Below are 15,113 nucleotides of genomic sequence, written 5' to 3' on the forward strand. Positions count from 1 at the left end.
AGGGACGTTAATACGTGGGCGCTGGCTTCCTGCTATAGCCCTTGGAATCTACACATCCTTGTAGTGAGCGGGCTTGCCCCGCGCTGGGTGGCGAAGCCGCCCCAAACCAAACGACTTGGTTTTATCTGAAACTCAGCGGCGTATTTATTGGGGCGGCTTCGCCACCCAGCGCGGGACAAGCCCGCTCACTACAGGTACAGATACGCCAGCGCCCACAGGGAATCAGCGTACGACGCCCTCCTCAACCAACAGCTTAAGAATAGCCTCGGCACCCGCTTCCGGGCTGAGGCCCTTGAGCACTTGCCCACCGCCGCCGCTGGCCTTGGCCGTGGCGGCTTTCATACGATCGGCGCCGCTCTTGGCCTTGATCACCTTGAGCCGCTTGGGTCGAGGCTTGGCCGGTTGCAGCACGGCCCCTGTGTATAACTCGTCCTGCTCGACTTCAACGTCGTGAGCCGCCAGTTCACCGCGCTGCGCCGGGCCGTAGGCGCTTTGCCGAGGCTTGGGCGCGGCGTTATCCACGGTCGCCAGAAACGGCAAACGCACCTTCAACCGGCGCCGCTGGCCGCGTGGCAAGGCTTGCAGCACATGGGCCACGCCCGCCTCGATCGATTCAACCTGCGCCAGCCCGACAATCAGCGGCCAGCCCAATTGCTCGGCGAGCAAGAACGGCAACATGCCCGAGCCTTCACCGGTTTCGGCCTGGCTGCCGGTGAGCACCACCTGGGCACCGGCATCGCGCAAGTACTCACTGAGTACCGGCAACGCATCGCTGCCAGCCGGTTGCTCCAGTACATGTAACGCTGGCAAGCCCATGCCCAGGTAACTGCGCAGGGTCGGTTCGGCGATGTTGCCGGCATGCAGCACCTGCAACTTATCCCCAGCCATCTGCAACCCCAGTTCGACAGCGCGGGCGTCCTGCTCCGCACGGCGCGGGCGCCCGGAGGTAGGGTGGGCGCCGATGGAAACCAAACTGATTACATTCGTGGTCATGGCCATATCCTTAAGCCGCATCGCGCTTGGCGCCGCTGCGGTAGGCCTCGACCGCATCGATCAAGGCTTGCAGTATCGCGTTACTTTCGCCGATGACCGAGAGGTCGGCACGCTTGATCATGTCGCAGCCAGGGTCAAGGTTGATCGCCACCACCTTGTCGCAGGCACCGATGCCCTGCAGGTGCTGGATGGCACCGGAAATACCCACGGCCACATACACCCGCGCCGTGACCCAGGTGCCGCTGGCGCCGACCTGGCGATCACGCGCCATAAAGCCGTCGTCCACGGCCACCCGCGAGGCGCCCTCGGTGGCACCCAGTGCGGCGGCGGTCTGGTGGAAGAGCGTCCAGTCCTTCACGCCATTGCCGCCGGAGAAAATGAATTCCGCCTCGGCCATGGGAATTGCCGCCGGGTCGACGGCCACCGCGCCAAGATCTTCAATGCGCGGCAAGCTGCGCGCCAGGGCTGTGGATAACTCCACGGGCAACACTTCATGCCGGGTTTCGCTGACCGGCTCAGCGCACTCCACGGCCGCCAGGATCAGGCGCGCCAAAGGCCGGGCCAAGTCTTCCTGGCCAGCCCCGGCGCGGCCGATGCACTCGTCGCCCTTGATCTGCCAGACCCGCGTGGCCGGGCGTTCCTTGAGGCTGGCGGCAAAGCGTCGGCCCAGCTCGCCGCCACCGCTGCGGCTGTCCGGCAGCAACCAGTGGCGCGGGTTGAACTGGTTATCCACAGCGCGCAAACCTTGCACCCGTTGCTCCGGTGAATAACCGTCGAATGCGTGGCCTTCCAGCACCAGCAGACGGTCGACGCCCGCCGTGGCAAACGCATGCTCCTTGTGCTCGCCAAACACCACCGCCAACACCGCGCCATCGCTGCCAGCGAGTTGCCGCGCCAGGCCCAGCAGGTCGCGGTCGTGGCTGCTCAGGCGACCGCCGACCATGTCCGGCACCACGTTGATGTAAAACGCCGGGGCCGGCACCTGGTGCAGTGGCAACTGCACTTCCACCGCTGCCGAACGCTTGGCCGCCCCCCCCTGCTGGGCGCCGCTGCGGTCGATACGCTTGACGCCGTTAGGGCCAATAAAACCAACACCATGCACGTTTTTGCGGATCACGCCGTTAGGCCCCATCCAGCTGTGTTGCACCGGCTGCATCGCCGCATGCAGCGGGTGCAGACGGTTGCGGGCGATCCATTCGGCTCGTGGGTCGCGGCGGATAATGTCGCTCATCAATGCACCTCCGCAGGCTTTTGTTGGACAGGGCGTTTGGTCGGCGAACTGGCGGGCGCGGCGTCTTCCAATAAAGCGTCGGCCACCAGTTCGGCGATGTCCTTGATCAATGGGCGCGGCTCGACCACACCTTCGAGCATTGCCGTGCACTGCGGGCAGCCCACAGCTACCAGCTCGGCGCCGGTTTCGCGGATGTCTTCCATGCGCATGTCCGGAATCCGTTGCTTGCCGGGTATGTCGGTGATCGGCGCACCACCGCCGCCGCCGCAGCAGCGTGAACGGAAGCCCGAACGTTGCATCTCTTTGACCTCGATGCCCAACGCCCGCAGCACTTGGCGCGGCGCCTCATACTCGCCGTTGTAGCGGCCCAGGTAGCATGGGTCGTGGTAGGTCACGCTGTTGCCTTTGTGTTGGCCCAGGTTCAACGCGCCCTCGCCGATCAACTCGGCCATGAAGGTACTGTGGTGTTGCACGAGGTAGTTGCCGTTAAAGGCGCCGTACTCGTTTTTCAGCACATGGAAACTGTGCGGGTCGCAGGTAACGATGCGCTTGAAGCTGTACTTGGCCAGGGTCTGGATATTGCGCGTGGCCAGCAGTTGGAAGGTCGCTTCATCACCCAGGCGCCGCGCCACGTCGCCGCTGTCGCGTTCTTCCAGGCCAAGCACGGCAAAGTCGACGTTGGCCGCTTTGAGTACTTTGACGAACGCTCGCAGGGTGCGCTGGTTGCGCATGTCGAAGGCGCCGTCGCCAACCCAGAACAGTACGTCGGCGCTGCTTTTTTCGCTGAGCAGCGGCAGGTTCAGATCCGCCGCCCAGTTCAGTCGACCGCCCGGTGCAAAGCCGCCCGGGTTGTCGGTGGCGATCAGGTTCTCGAGGACTTCGGCGCCCTTGTTCGGGGTCGCGCCTTTTTCCAGGGTGAGGTAGCGGCGCATGTCGACGATGGCATCCACGTGCTCGATCATCATCGGGCACTCTTCCACGCAGGCGCGGCAGGTGGTGCAGGACCACAGGGTTTCGGCGTCCACCAGGCCGTTGACGATTGGCTGGTGCGGGTTGCCGCTGTGCTCGCCTACCGGTTTGCCTGGATAGGGGCTGCCGGCGAACTTGGCATCAGTGCCGCCAGCCAGGCCGACCACCATGTCCTGGATCAGCTTTTTCGGGTTCAGCGGCTGGCCGGCGGCGAAGGCCGGGCACGCGGCTTCGCACTTGCCGCACTGCACGCAGGCGTCAAACCCGAGCAGTTGGTTCCAGGTGAAATCCTTGGGTTTTTCCACGCCCAGAGGCGCGGTTTTATCGCCGAGGTCCAGCGGCTTCAACCCGGTGGAACGGCCACCGCCAAAGCGCTCGGCGCGGCGGTGCCAGGCCAGGTGCAGGGCACCGGCGAAGGCGTGCTTCATCGGGCCGCCCCAAGTCATGCCGAAAAACATTTCCGACACGCCCCACAGCACGCCCACGCTGAGCAGCGCAGCCAACAGCCAGCCGCCGAAGTCGGCCGGCAGGATCCCGGCCACCGGCAGCGTCACCAGGAAAAAGCTCACCGAAAACGCCATCAGGCTTTTCGGCAGGCGCATCCACGGGCCTTTCGACAGGCGTGATGGCGGGTTACGGCGGCGCAGATAGACAAACGTGGCGCCGACAAACATCAGCACCGAGGCCAACAGCAGGGCATAGCCGAGGATGCGGTTATGCAGGCCGAAACCGTGCACCAGAATCGCCAACAGCGCTGACAGCACAAAGCCCAACGCCGTGGCGACGTGGGTGTTGGCGATGTATTTGTCGCGGGCAACCACGTGGTGCAGGTCGACCATGTAGCGCTTGGGCATGGCCAGCAGGCCACCGAGCAGGTCGACTTTGGAGGCGCGGCCACGGCGCCACATGTTCACCCGGCGCAGGGCGCCGAGGACGGCAAGGCCCAGGGCGGCAAACAAGAGAATAGGAAGCAAGGTGTTCAACATTGAGGTGACCTCAAGCGGCAAGTTTCAAGCTACAAGCGGCAAGTCAAAGCCGGTCAACCACTGCTCTTTCTTGCTGCTTGAAGCTTATGGCTTGCGACTGTTCTTAAAAATCCTTGCACAGGCGCAGGGCGTCGTAGATCGCAGCGTGAGTATTTCGCTGCGCCACACAATCACCAATGCGGAACAGCAAGTAGCCCTCGCCCGCCTCGCTCAGACACGGCTGCGGCTGGATCGCGAACAAGGCTTCAACATCGATCTGGCCTTTGTTACGCGATCCTTCCTTGAGCCCGTAGTAAAGGGCTTCATCCGGACGCACGCCGTTTTCCACCACCACCTGGTCCACCACCCGTTCCTCTTTGGCGCCGGTGTACTCGTTCTCTAGCACCGCTACCAGCTTGTCGCCTTCGCGGTAGACCTTTTCCAGCATCATGTCGCCGGTCATGATCACTTCCTTGGGGTACATGCTGCGGTAGTAGGTCGGGAATGACGTACCGCCGATGGCCACGCCGGGCTTGATGTCGTCAGTGACGATCTCGACCTGGCAGCCTTTGTCCGCCAGGAAATCGGCCACCGACATGCCGGTGAATTCGCAGATGGTGTCGTACACCAGCACGTTCTTGCCCGGTGCCACCTTGCCGTCGAGCACGTCCCAGCTGCTCACTACCAGGCCTTCGGCCGCGCCCCAGTGTTCGTTCTGTTCGATAAACGGATGCCCGCCCACCGCCAGCACCACCACGTCCGGACGCAGGTCGAGGATGGTCTCGGCATCAGCGGCCACGCCCAGGCGCAAATCGACTTTCAAACGTGCCAATTCCAGCTGGAACCAGCGGGTGATGCCAGCGATCTGGTCACGTTGCGGCGCTTTCGAGGCGGTGGTGATCTGCCCGCCGATAAATTCTTTCTTTTCCAACAGGGTCACGTCGTGGCCACGTTCAGCGGCAACGCGCGCGGCTTCCATCCCCGCCGGGCCGGCACCCACGACCACGACTTTGCGCTTGGGCCCGATGGACTTCTCGATGATGTGCGGCACGCCCATGTATTCACGGGAGGTCGCGGCGTTCTGGATGCACAGTACATCCAGGCCCTGGTACTGGCGGTCGATGCAGTAGTTGGCGCCGACGCACTGCTTGATCTGGTCGATCTGGCCCATCTTGATCTTGGCGATCAGGTGCGGGTCGGCGATGTGCGCACGGGTCATGCCGACCATGTCCACATAACCGCCTTCGAGGATGCGCGTGGCCTGGTTCGGGTCCTTGATGTTCTGCGCGTGCAGCACCGGGACCTTGACCACTTCCTTGATCCCGGCGGCCAAGTGCAGGAACGGCTCCGGCGGATAACTCATGTTGGGGATAACGTTGGCCAGGGTGTTGTGGGTGTCGCACCCCGACCCCACCACGCCGATGAAATCGAGCATGCCGGTGTCGTCGTAATACTTGGCGATCTGCTTCATGTCCTCATGGGACAAGCCGTCCGGGTGGAATTCGTCACCGCACAGGCGCATGCCCACGCAGAAGTCGTCACCGACCTCGGCACGCACGGCTTTCAGGACTTCCAGGCCGAACTTCATGCGGCCTTCAAAGGTGCCACCCCATTCGTCGGTACGTTTGTTGACCCGTGGGCTCCAGAACTGGTCGATCATGTGCTGGTGCACGGCGGACAGTTCCACGCCGTCTAGGCCACCGGCCTTGGCACGACGCGCGGCCTGGGCGTAGTTGCCGATCACGCGCCAGATTTCTTCCGGTTCGATGGTCTTGCAGGTAGCGCGGTGCACCGGCTCCCGCACGCCGGACGGCGACATCAGGGTCGGCCAGTTGAAGCCGTCCCAACGCGAGCGACGGCCCATGTGGGTAATCTGGATCATGATCTTGGCGCCATGCTTGTGCATGGCATCAGCCAGGTTCTGGAAGTGCGGGATGATGCGGTCGGTGGACAGGTTTACCGAGCTCCACCACTCCTGCGGGCTGTCGATGGCCACCACTGAGGAGCCGCCGCAGATCGCCAGGCCGATGCCGCCCTTGGCTTTCTCTTCGTAATACTTCACATAGCGGTCAGTCGTCATCCCGCCGTCGGTGGCATACACCTCGGCGTGGGCGGTACTGAGCACGCGGTTGCGGATGGTCAGTTTGCCGATCTGGATCGGCGCAAACATTGCTTCGAAAGCCATGGCACGGTCCTCGGTTTACAACGGCTTGACGGTGAACAGGCCGTCATCGTGGCCCTCTTCGGAGCCTCCGTAGACTTGTTCGGCGACGGTGCGGATTTGGCTGCCACGCGCCTGCAGAATCTGGTCCATGGCACCGGCAAACCAGCCGGTGAACATGTAGTCGACCTTGCGTCCGACCTTGCCGTACACGTAGACAAACGCCGAGTGCTCAAGCTTGACGCTGGCTGTGCCTTTGTCGAGGTCGATGTCCTGGATCTTGAACAGGCCCCAGCCGCGCTGCGACAGGCGCTTCATGTAGTGTTCGAACACTGCGACGCCTTCCAGGCCGTGGCATTCGGCTTCTTTTTCACACCAGTGCCAGGCGGACTTGTAGCCGGCTTTGTAAAGGATGTCGGCGTAGGCGTCAGCGCCGAGGACTTCTTCGATACCCATGTGGTTGTTGACGAAGAAATGGCGCGGCACGTACAGCATCGGCAGGGCGTCGGAGGTCCAGACACCGGTTTCGCTGTCGACTTCGATAGGCAATTGCGGGGCGATCTTGGCCATGGAAACTTAACTCCAGAAAATTCGTTGTGTTGATGTTCCGCGACAGTGCGGTGGCTTATTCGCCCCAGACGTCCTTGAGGACGTTGACCCAGTTCTCACCCATGATCTTGCGCACCACACGCTCAGGGTGACCGCGCTTGAGCAGGGTTTCGGTGAGGTTGGGGAACTCGCCCACGGTGCGGATGCCCAGCGGGTTGATGATCTTGCCGAAGCTGGTCAGGCGGCGGGCGTAGCCCTTGTCATGGGTCAGCATTTCGAAGAAATCCTGGCCATGGCCCTGGGTGAAGTCGGTGCCGATGCCGATAGCGTCTTCGCCGACGATGTTCATGGTGTATTCGATGGCTTCGGCGTAGTCGTCGATGGTCGAATCGATGCCCTTGGCCAGGAACGGCGCGAACATGGTCACGCCGACAAAACCGCCGTGGTCGGCGATGAACTTGAGCTCTTCATCGGACTTGTTGCGCGGGTGCTCTTTAAGGCCGGACGGCAGGCAGTGGGAGTAGCACACCGGCTTTTTCGATTCGAGGATAACTTCTTCGGAGGTTTTGGAGCCCACGTGGGACAGGTCGCACATGATGCCGACGCGGTTCATCTCACCGACGACCTCACGACCAAAGCCCGACAGGCCGCCATCACGCTCGTAGCAGCCGGTGCCGACGAGGTTCTGGGTGTTGTAGCACATCTGCACCACCCCAACGCCGAGCTGCTTGAAGATCTCGACGTAGCCAAGCTGGTCTTCGAAGGCATGGGCGTTCTGGAAGCCGAAAATGATGCCGGTCTTGCCCTGCTCCTTGGCTTTGCGGATATCGGCGGTGGTTTTCACCGGGATCACCAGGTCGCTGTTCTCACGGATCAGGGTCTGGCTGGCCACGATGTTGTTAATGGTGGCCTGGAAGCCTTCCCACACCGACACCGTGCAGTTGGCAGCGGTGAGGCCACCTTTGCGCATGTCCTCGAACAGGTCGCGGTTCCACTTGGCAATAATAAGCCCGTCGATAACGATGCTGTCGGCGTGCAATTCGGCTGGGCTCATCAGGCGTCCCCTTATTTGGCGATTCATGCGCCGAATCGTCTGCCGGCGCTTTGGGCCAGCATATGCCCAGGGGCCGACAGAGCTGGGTGCAAAAACGACAGGGGAATTGCCGAAAGCGTCAATCCGCGACAAAGGCTGTTAAGAGAGGTCTGACTGGCGGCTGTTATTTGTCTCACGCTTGAGCCAGAATTCCCGCATCACCTGATATGAGACGGCGCAATGAAATCGATTTTCCTGGCTTTGGCACTCATCGCAACCGGCGTCCACGCGGCCGAAGACACCGACAGCACGCCGTGCGACGGCATCGAAAACGACACGCAAACCCTGGAATGCGCCACGTACAATAAAACCACCGCCGTTCAGTTGCTCAAGGATAACTATCAGAGCCTGTTGGAACGCATGGCTTCGACCTACGGCAGCGACAAAACCACGCTGGCGGACATTACCGCTCGTCTGAAGGATGCCCAGCAGAAGTGGGAAAAGTTACGCGACGCCGATTGCGCCGTGGACACCTTCCCGGCGGTGAACGGTACGAAGGCGTACGCGATTGCACAGAATGACTGCCTGGCGCGGATGAGTGATGAGCGGTCGGAGTTTCTGGAGTCGATCGGGCAGGAATAAGCAACAATCCCCGTCACTTTCCTTCTGAAACAAGGCTATTCATGAAGACTTGCGGCATCGAAATCAAAGGCAGCGAAGCCATCATCGCCGTCGCCTCCCTGGACAACCAAGCGCTGACTCACGTCGCCCTGGCCACGAAAAAAATCGCCCTGGAAGACGACGATGAAGCGGCCAACGTCAAAGCCTTCGCCGCTCAGGTGAAGGCGTTTGTGCAGGCAAACGCTATCGAACGTATCGCGATCAAGAAGCGCAGCAAGAAAGGCGAATTCGCCGGTGGCCCGACCACGTTCAAGATTGAAGGGGTGCTTCAGTTGCTGGAGGGTGTTGAGGTGACGCTGTTGTCGCCGCAGACCCTCAATGCGCAGAACAAGAAGCACACCTTTGATCTGCCGGCGACACTGAACAAGTATCAGCATGAGGCGTACAAGGCGGCGTGCTCGGCACTGGTCAAGAAATAAGCCACACCCTATATCAATGTGGGAGCTGGCTTGCCTGCTCCCACATGTGATCAGCGTTTGATTCAGTTAAGAGCTCGGCGCCGGTGCTGCAGCCAATCCCCGAAGGATTTGTCTTCCAGCGCATAACCGCCCCGGCTCGACTTCCATACCAGCTCTTTATCGCGCAAGGCATCGATACAGGCCTGAATGGTCTGGGTGCCCGGCACTACGTCGCTGCCCATGCCTTCCAACGCCTTGCTGACGGCCGTGAGGGTGCTGTCGGTAAACGGCGCGAACGGTTCGTTGTTCTGTGAGCGCTCCACCATCACGTCCAGCACCGCACGCTGGGGAATGGTGAGGGCGTTCCAGGCACTTTCGAATTCGGTCCAAACGCCGGCGCGCAGCAGTTCGGCGCGACTGTGCAGCAGTTGGCCGAGATTGCTCGCCTCCCCCAGTTCCAATGCCACTTCACCAATGATGGTGCGCAACATTTCCGGGCGACGGCCCACTAGCTCAAACGCTTCATCGATGTCGGCAGCATTGAACTGGTTGGTCTTGGCCAGAAGGCCGTTGAGGTACACGGTGTAGGCCTGTGTGAATGCTTTGCCCAGCAGTGGAAATGGGGTGATGCTGGACCCGAAAAACGGCTGGCTTTTACCTAATACCAGATGGGCAAGCTTGTCGCGATTGGACCCCGTGAACACCAGGCGCAACCCGCTGCCCTCGCCTTCACGACCTTGGTTGAGCTGGTCCCGGGCGGCCTTGAGGGCAAACATCGCGTTAACACCGGCTTCGGTGGTGAGCGCGTGCTGGGCTTCGTCGATCACCAGCACGACGGTTTTCTCGGCAGCGCTGTGAAGCAACTCCAGCGCTTGCGTCAGTGTCGCGCCTGCAGGCAATTGCGGCTTGGTGAAATCCCAGGACAAGGTGCGCAGGAAGCTGAGCTTTTCGATGCCGATATTTTTGGCCAGTTTGCGGATGCCCTTTTCAAAGGGCACCAGGGCACCGGCGATGGCACTGGAGATCAGGTCGGCGGGGTCTTTTTCCTTGTCGGCCCACAGGTCGACATACACCGCCAGCCAACCACGCGCCTGGCATTCAGGAACAAGGTCCTCACGTAAAAAAGTGCTTTTGCCCGTGCGACGCGGCGCCGCGAGAAACAGGCCGGAGGTGAAATCCTGAATACCGGCCCCCACAAGGCCATCGGCAATGCTGCTTGCCAGGTCGGGGCGGCGGAACACAAAGCCGCTGTTCTTGGACATGCTTTTATACTCAATTATGGAAAGGACTATAAATTATAGTCACGAGTATAATTGACTATAATCAGCCGTCAAACCACCTCCCGTCGCCGGTCCTCCCTTGGGCATTTCGCAAACCGTGCCCGATAACTCCGCGTGAAATACGACGGTGATTCAAACCCGCAGGCGATGCTCACTTCCAGCACACTCAGATCGCTCTGGCGCAGTAATTGCCGGGCTTTTTCCAAGCGCAGGCCGAGGTAGAAGTTGCTCGGGGTGTCGTTCAAATGCAGGCGAAACAGGCGCTCCAGCTGACGCCGCGTTACGTTGATCGCGTCGGCCAGCGCCAATGTGCTCAGCGGCGGCTCGGTGTGTTGCTCCATCTCGCCGATCACTTGCACCAGTTTTTTGTTGTTGATGCCGTAGCGCGTGGCGATCTGCATGCGCTGGTGGTCTTTGCGTGGGCGGATACGGCCGAGCACGAATTGTTCGGAAACCTGGATCGCCAGCTCCGAGCCATGAGCCTGGGCGATCAGGTCGAGCATCAGGTCGATGGAAGCGGTGCCGCCCGCGCAGGTGATGCGACGGCGGTCGATTTCGAAGAGTTCCTGGGTCACTGTGAGCTGCGGGTAGGATTCCTTGAAAGCGTCGATGGCTTCCCAGTGCAGGGTCAGCCGGTGGCCATCGAGCAGGCCTGCTTCAGCCAGCACGCAGGCGCCGGTGTCGATGGCGCCGAGGGTCACGCCGTCATGGTCGAGGCGGCGCAGCCAGTGTTCCAGCGCGGGAGTGGCGAACTGCAAGGGTTCAAAGCCCGCCACCACCAACAATGTCGCGCCTTTTTTCAGCGGTTCCAACGCGGCGTCGGCGTTGACCGACATGCCATTGCTCGCCAGCACCGCGCCGCCATCGGCACTCAACACGTGCCAGCGGTACAGCTCGCCACGAAAGCGGTTGGCCACCCGCAGCGGCTCCAGCGCGGAGATAAAGCCAATGGCCGAAAAGCCCGGCATCAGCAGAAAGTAGAAATCCTGGGACATGGTGGCGCTCTCGTCGGACGGGCAGCGTGGCACTGTGATACTCCCGTTCACGGGCGGATTCAAGGTGGCAGGTCGCTGCAGTGCAAGAGCGGGTCGCCGCCGTGCGTTTTGTCGCCCCCAAAGCGACGTAACGTAAAACCCGCACCATCAGCCTCACGGCGCACAAAGACGCCGGCCCCCACAATAACGACCTGCCGAGGGATCCACCATGAACCGACTGATCAGCCGCTGCGTGCTCGCACTCAGCGCCAGCGCCATCTTGAGCACCCACGTAATGGCCGCCGATGCGGCGTCCTGCCAGAACGTGCGCATGGGTGTGGTGAACTGGACCGATGTAATCGCCACCAGCGCCATGACCCAAGTGTTGCTCGACGGCCTCGGCTACAAGACCAAACAGACCAGTGCATCGCAGCAAATCATCTTCGCCGGCATCCGCGACCAACGCCTGGATATGTTCCTGGGCTACTGGAACCCACTGATGACCCAGACCATCACCCCATTCATCGACGCCAAGCAAGTCAAGGTCCTCGACAAACCAAGCCTGGAAGACGCGCGCGCCACCCTCGCCGTGCCGACCTACCTGGCGGACAAGGGCCTGAAAACCTTCGCCGACATCGCCACATTCGAAAAAGAACTGGGCGGCAAGATCTACGGCATCGAGCCCGGCTCGGGCGCCAACACGCAGATCAAGGCGATGATCGCCAAGAACCAGTTCGGCCTGGGCAAGTTCCAACTGGTGGAATCGAGTGAAGCCGGCATGCTCGCCGCCGTGGACCGGGCGGTTCGCCGCAAGGAGGCGGTGGTGTTCTTTGGCTGGGCGCCGCACCCGATGAACGTCAACGTCGCCATGACTTACCTCACCGGCAGCGACGACGCCCTGGGCCCGAACGAAGGCATGGCGACCGTGTGGACCGTGACCGCGCCAACCTACGCCGAGCAGTGCCCCAATGTGCACAAACTGCTGACCAACCTGACCTTCACCGCCGCCGACGAGAGCCGGATGATGCAGCCGTTGCTGGATCACAAGGACGCCCTCGAGTCCGCCAAACAGTGGCTCAAGGATCACCCGCAAGACCAGGCTCGTTGGCTGGAAGGTGTGACCACCTTCGATGGCAAACCGGCTGCGGCCAACCTGCAATTGACCAGCAAGTAACCCCTTTTCAATCACCGTTTCGCAGCCACAAGCGGCTGCGAACGGCATCACTACGCCTGTAAGGAACCGCCCCATGAACCACGACGTCATCATCACCTGCGCACTCACCGGTGCTGGCGACACGACCAGCAGAAGCCCGCACGTGCCGGTCACCCCCAAGCAAATCGCCGCCGCAGCGGTGGAAGCCGCCAAGGCCGGCGCCACCGTGGTGCACTGCCACGTGCGCGACCCCGAGACCGGCAAATTCAGCCGTGACGTGGCCCTGTACCGCGAAGTGATGGAACGCATCCGTGAGGCCGACATCGACATCATCGTCAACCTCACCGCCGGCATGGGCGGCGACTTGGAGATCGGTGGCGGCGAGCACCCGATGGCGTTCGGCCCTAACACCGACCTGGTCGGCCCGCTGACCCGCCTGGCCCATGTGGAAGAGCTGCTGCCGGAAATCTGCACCCTGGACTGCGGCACCCTGAACTTCGGCGATGGCGACACCATTTACGTGTCCACCCCGGCGCAACTAAGGGCTGGTGCCAAGCGCATCCAAGCGCTGGGCGTTAAGCCCGAACTGGAAATTTTCGACACCGGTCACCTGTGGTTTGCCAAGCAGATGATCAAGGAAGGCCTGCTCGATAATCCGCTGTTCCAACTGTGCCTGGGCATTCCCTGGGGCGCGCCGGCCGACACCACCACCATGAAAGCCATGGTCGACAACCTGCCCGCCGACGCGGTATGGGCCGGTTTCGGCATCGGTCGCATGCAAATGCCAATGGCCGCGCAAGCGGTGCTGCTGGGCGGCAACGTGAGGGTAGGCCTGGAGGACAACCTGTGGCTGGACAAAGGCGTGCTCGCCACCAACGGGCAACTGGTGGAGCGCGCGAGTGAAATTCTCAGCCGGTTGGGTGCTCGGGTCATGACCCCGGCGGAAGGCCGAATCAAGATGGGCCTGACCAAACGCGGCTGACTCCCTGCCGAAACCGGATCAAAAATGTGGGAGCGGGCTTGCTCGCGAAAGCGGTGGGTCAGTACCCAATGCATCAACGGACACACCGCCTTCGCGAGCAAGCCCGCTCCCACAGGGGATCATCGAATTTTTCAGGAATTTGCCAATGCGCTTTATCACCGAAATCAAAACCTTCGCCGCCCTCGGCAGCGGTGTTATCGGCAGCGGCTGGGTGTCCCGCGCCCTGGCCCACGGCCTGGATGTAATCGCCTGGGACCCGGCGCCCGGTGCCGAAGCCGCCCTGCGCAAGCGCGTCGCCAACGCCTGGGACGCCCTTGAGAAACAAGGCCTGGCATCGGGCGCGTCCCAGGACCGCCTGCGCTTTGTCGACACTATCGAAGCGTGCGTGAAAGACGCCGACTTCATCCAGGAAAGCGCCCCGGAACGCCTGGCGCTGAAGCTGGAGTTACACAGCAAGATCAGCGCGGCAGCCAAGCCAAATGCGCTGATTGGCTCAAGCACCTCCGGCCTGTTGCCAAGCGAGTTCTACGAGCGCTCGACTCACCCTGAGCGTTGCGTGGTCGGCCACCCGTTCAACCCGGTTTACCTGTTGCCGCTGGTGGAAGTCGTCGGCGGCAAGAACACTGCGCCAGAGGCCATTCAGGCGGCAATCAAGGTGTATGAATCCCTCGGCATGCGGCCCTTGCATGTGCGCAAGGAAGTGCCTGGGTTTATCGCTGACCGTCTGCTGGAAGCGCTGTGGCGTGAGGCGCTGCACCTGGTCAATGACGGCGTGGCCACCACGGGCGAAATCGATGACGCCATCCGCTTTGGCGCGGGGCTACGATGGTCGTTCATGGGTACCTTCCTGACCTACACCCTGGCGGGTGGCGATGCCGGCATGCGGCACTTCATGGCGCAGTTCGGCCCGGCGTTGCAACTGCCGTGGACTTACCTGCCGGCGCCGGAACTGACCGACAAGCTGATTGACGATGTGGTGGACGGCACCAGCGATCAGCTGGGAAAACACAGCATATCTGCGCTGGAGCGCTATCGTGATGATTGCCTGCTGGCGGTGCTGGAAGCCGTGAAAACCACCAAGGCCAAGCACGGTATGAGCTTCACTGAATAAACCACAATTTTGACCGCGTACAAATTCGGAATTTATGTGATGCCTGCCCTGACCACCTACACCACAAACATCCTCCCCGACTGGGTGGATTACAACGGCCACCTGCGCGACGCGTTCTACCTGCTGATCTTCAGCTACGCCACCGACGCGCTGATGGACACACTGGGCCTTACCCGTGAAAGCCGCGAAGCCAGCGGTCACTCACTGTTCACCCTGGAGTTGCACCTGAACTACCTGCACGAGGTGAAACTGGGGGCCGAGGTCGAGGTGCATACCCAACTGATCGCCCATGACGCCAAGCGCCTGCATCTTTATCACAGCCTGCACTTGGTGGGTGATGCGAAGGAACTGGCGGGCAACGAGCAAATGCTGCTGCACGTGGACCTCGCCGGCCCGCATTCGGCGCCATTCACCGAGGCCACGCGGGGGAAACTTGCGGCCATCCACGCCGAGCAGACCGACCTGGCCCGCCCCGCCCTCCTCGGCCGCCTCATAGGGTTACCCACGCCAAAATGAACAGCCAAAAAAAGCCCCGATCAAGCCGTGACAAGATCGGGGCAGAGTGCTTTGTGTGGGCCTTACATCCCGAGGGTGACCAAACCTTCAAGTCGCTTGCCTGGCAGTCAATGTACC

14 protein-coding genes are annotated in these 15,113 nt (G+C 61.7%); 6 read left to right on the forward strand and 8 right to left on the reverse strand.

What is annotated here, in order from left to right:
* Window positions 1–222 precede the first annotated feature (222 nt).
* The 6 genes from etfB to AACY36_RS03050 form a co-directional block, all read right to left on the reverse strand.
* Window positions 223–993 (reverse strand): electron transfer flavoprotein subunit beta, encoded by a 771-nt coding sequence (gene etfB, locus AACY36_RS03025; RefSeq protein ID WP_339415341.1) that lies wholly within the window; start codon window positions 991–993, stop codon window positions 223–225.
* A gap of 10 nt (window positions 994–1,003) precedes the next feature.
* Window positions 1,004–2,224: an electron transfer flavoprotein subunit alpha gene (gene etfA / locus AACY36_RS03030; protein ID WP_339415340.1), complete on the reverse strand. Its 1,221-nt coding sequence runs from the start codon at window positions 2,222–2,224 to the stop codon at window positions 1,004–1,006.
* Window positions 2,224–4,179: a dimethylglycine demethylation protein DgcB gene (gene dgcB, locus AACY36_RS03035; RefSeq protein WP_339415339.1), complete on the reverse strand. Its 1,956-nt coding sequence runs from the start codon at window positions 4,177–4,179 to the stop codon at window positions 2,224–2,226. Before dgcB ends, etfA begins: the two co-directional genes overlap by 1 nt.
* 103 nt (window positions 4,180–4,282) lie before the next feature.
* The gene (gene dgcA, locus AACY36_RS03040) at window positions 4,283–6,343 is read right to left on the reverse strand and encodes a dimethylglycine demethylation protein DgcA (protein WP_339415338.1); all 2,061 of its coding nucleotides are present in this window, start codon (window positions 6,341–6,343) and stop codon (window positions 4,283–4,285) included.
* 15 nt (window positions 6,344–6,358) lie between these two features.
* A complete protein-coding gene (locus AACY36_RS03045) occupies window positions 6,359–6,889 on the reverse strand; it encodes a DUF5943 domain-containing protein (protein WP_128874052.1) in 531 nt (176 codons plus the stop codon).
* A gap of 55 nt (window positions 6,890–6,944) precedes the next feature.
* A complete protein-coding gene (locus AACY36_RS03050) occupies window positions 6,945–7,922 on the reverse strand; it encodes a dipeptidase (RefSeq protein WP_015886257.1) in 978 nt (325 codons plus the stop codon).
* A gap of 219 nt (window positions 7,923–8,141) precedes the next feature.
* Between AACY36_RS03050 and AACY36_RS03055 the strand changes: the two genes are divergently transcribed.
* Both AACY36_RS03055 and AACY36_RS03060 read left to right on the forward strand, forming a co-directional pair.
* Entirely contained in the window at window positions 8,142–8,543 is a 402-nt protein-coding gene (locus AACY36_RS03055) for a lysozyme inhibitor LprI family protein (RefSeq protein ID WP_339415337.1), read from the forward strand.
* A gap of 41 nt (window positions 8,544–8,584) precedes the next feature.
* A complete protein-coding gene (locus tag AACY36_RS03060; RefSeq protein WP_339415336.1) occupies window positions 8,585–9,001 on the forward strand; it encodes a DUF3010 family protein in 417 nt (138 codons plus the stop codon).
* A gap of 62 nt (window positions 9,002–9,063) precedes the next feature.
* Here AACY36_RS03060 and AACY36_RS03065 read toward each other — a convergent pair whose 3' ends face one another.
* Complete coding sequence (locus tag AACY36_RS03065) at window positions 9,064–10,242, reverse strand: hypothetical protein (protein ID WP_339415335.1); 1,179 nt, start codon at window positions 10,240–10,242, stop codon at window positions 9,064–9,066.
* 68 nt (window positions 10,243–10,310) lie between these two features.
* On the reverse strand, window positions 10,311–11,255 hold the full coding sequence (locus tag AACY36_RS03070; protein WP_339415334.1) for a GlxA family transcriptional regulator: 945 nt from the start codon (window positions 11,253–11,255) through the stop codon (window positions 10,311–10,313).
* A 208-nt stretch (window positions 11,256–11,463) separates the two neighbouring features.
* On the opposite strand from AACY36_RS03070, the gene AACY36_RS03075 reads away from it, so the two are divergent.
* From AACY36_RS03075 to AACY36_RS03090, 4 genes are all read left to right on the forward strand, one after another.
* Window positions 11,464–12,408, forward strand: a complete 945-nt coding sequence (locus AACY36_RS03075; RefSeq protein ID WP_339415333.1) for a choline ABC transporter substrate-binding protein — start codon at window positions 11,464–11,466, stop codon at window positions 12,406–12,408.
* 73 nt (window positions 12,409–12,481) lie between these two features.
* Window positions 12,482–13,369 (forward strand): 3-keto-5-aminohexanoate cleavage protein, encoded by an 888-nt coding sequence (locus AACY36_RS03080; RefSeq protein WP_339415332.1) that lies wholly within the window; start codon window positions 12,482–12,484, stop codon window positions 13,367–13,369.
* A 145-nt stretch (window positions 13,370–13,514) separates the two neighbouring features.
* Complete coding sequence (locus tag AACY36_RS03085; protein ID WP_339415331.1) at window positions 13,515–14,480, forward strand: L-carnitine dehydrogenase; 966 nt, start codon at window positions 13,515–13,517, stop codon at window positions 14,478–14,480.
* 39 nt (window positions 14,481–14,519) lie between these two features.
* On the forward strand, window positions 14,520–14,996 hold the full coding sequence (locus AACY36_RS03090; RefSeq protein WP_339415330.1) for a thioesterase family protein: 477 nt from the start codon (window positions 14,520–14,522) through the stop codon (window positions 14,994–14,996).
* Window positions 14,997–15,113: the final 117 nt, after the last annotated feature.

This window comes from Pseudomonas sp. EA_15y_Pfl1_P101 (assembly GCF_963970835.1).
GTDB lineage: Bacteria > Pseudomonadota > Gammaproteobacteria > Pseudomonadales > Pseudomonadaceae > Aquipseudomonas > Aquipseudomonas tritici.

Coding starts and splice junctions, on each gene's coding strand:
- etfB (WP_339415341.1), bottom strand. CDS start 993: ATGACCACGAATGTAATCAGTTTGGTTTCCATCGGCGCCCACCCTACC.
- AACY36_RS03065 (WP_339415335.1), bottom strand. CDS start 10,242: ATGTCCAAGAACAGCGGCTTTGTGTTCCGCCGCCCCGACCTGGCAAGC.
- AACY36_RS03090 (WP_339415330.1), top strand. CDS start 14,520: ATGCCTGCCCTGACCACCTACACCACAAACATCCTCCCCGACTGGGTG.
- AACY36_RS03085 (WP_339415331.1), top strand. CDS start 13,515: ATGCGCTTTATCACCGAAATCAAAACCTTCGCCGCCCTCGGCAGCGGT.
- AACY36_RS03050 (WP_015886257.1), bottom strand. CDS start 7,922: ATGAGCCCAGCCGAATTGCACGCCGACAGCATCGTTATCGACGGGCTT.
- AACY36_RS03045 (WP_128874052.1), bottom strand. CDS start 6,889: ATGGCCAAGATCGCCCCGCAATTGCCTATCGAAGTCGACAGCGAAACC.
- AACY36_RS03080 (WP_339415332.1), top strand. CDS start 12,482: ATGAACCACGACGTCATCATCACCTGCGCACTCACCGGTGCTGGCGAC.
- dgcB (WP_339415339.1), bottom strand. CDS start 4,179: ATGTTGAACACCTTGCTTCCTATTCTCTTGTTTGCCGCCCTGGGCCTT.
- AACY36_RS03060 (WP_339415336.1), top strand. CDS start 8,585: ATGAAGACTTGCGGCATCGAAATCAAAGGCAGCGAAGCCATCATCGCC.
- etfA (WP_339415340.1), bottom strand. CDS start 2,224: ATGAGCGACATTATCCGCCGCGACCCACGAGCCGAATGGATCGCCCGC.
- AACY36_RS03055 (WP_339415337.1), top strand. CDS start 8,142: ATGAAATCGATTTTCCTGGCTTTGGCACTCATCGCAACCGGCGTCCAC.
- AACY36_RS03070 (WP_339415334.1), bottom strand. CDS start 11,255: ATGTCCCAGGATTTCTACTTTCTGCTGATGCCGGGCTTTTCGGCCATT.
- dgcA (WP_339415338.1), bottom strand. CDS start 6,343: ATGGCTTTCGAAGCAATGTTTGCGCCGATCCAGATCGGCAAACTGACC.
- AACY36_RS03075 (WP_339415333.1), top strand. CDS start 11,464: ATGAACCGACTGATCAGCCGCTGCGTGCTCGCACTCAGCGCCAGCGCC.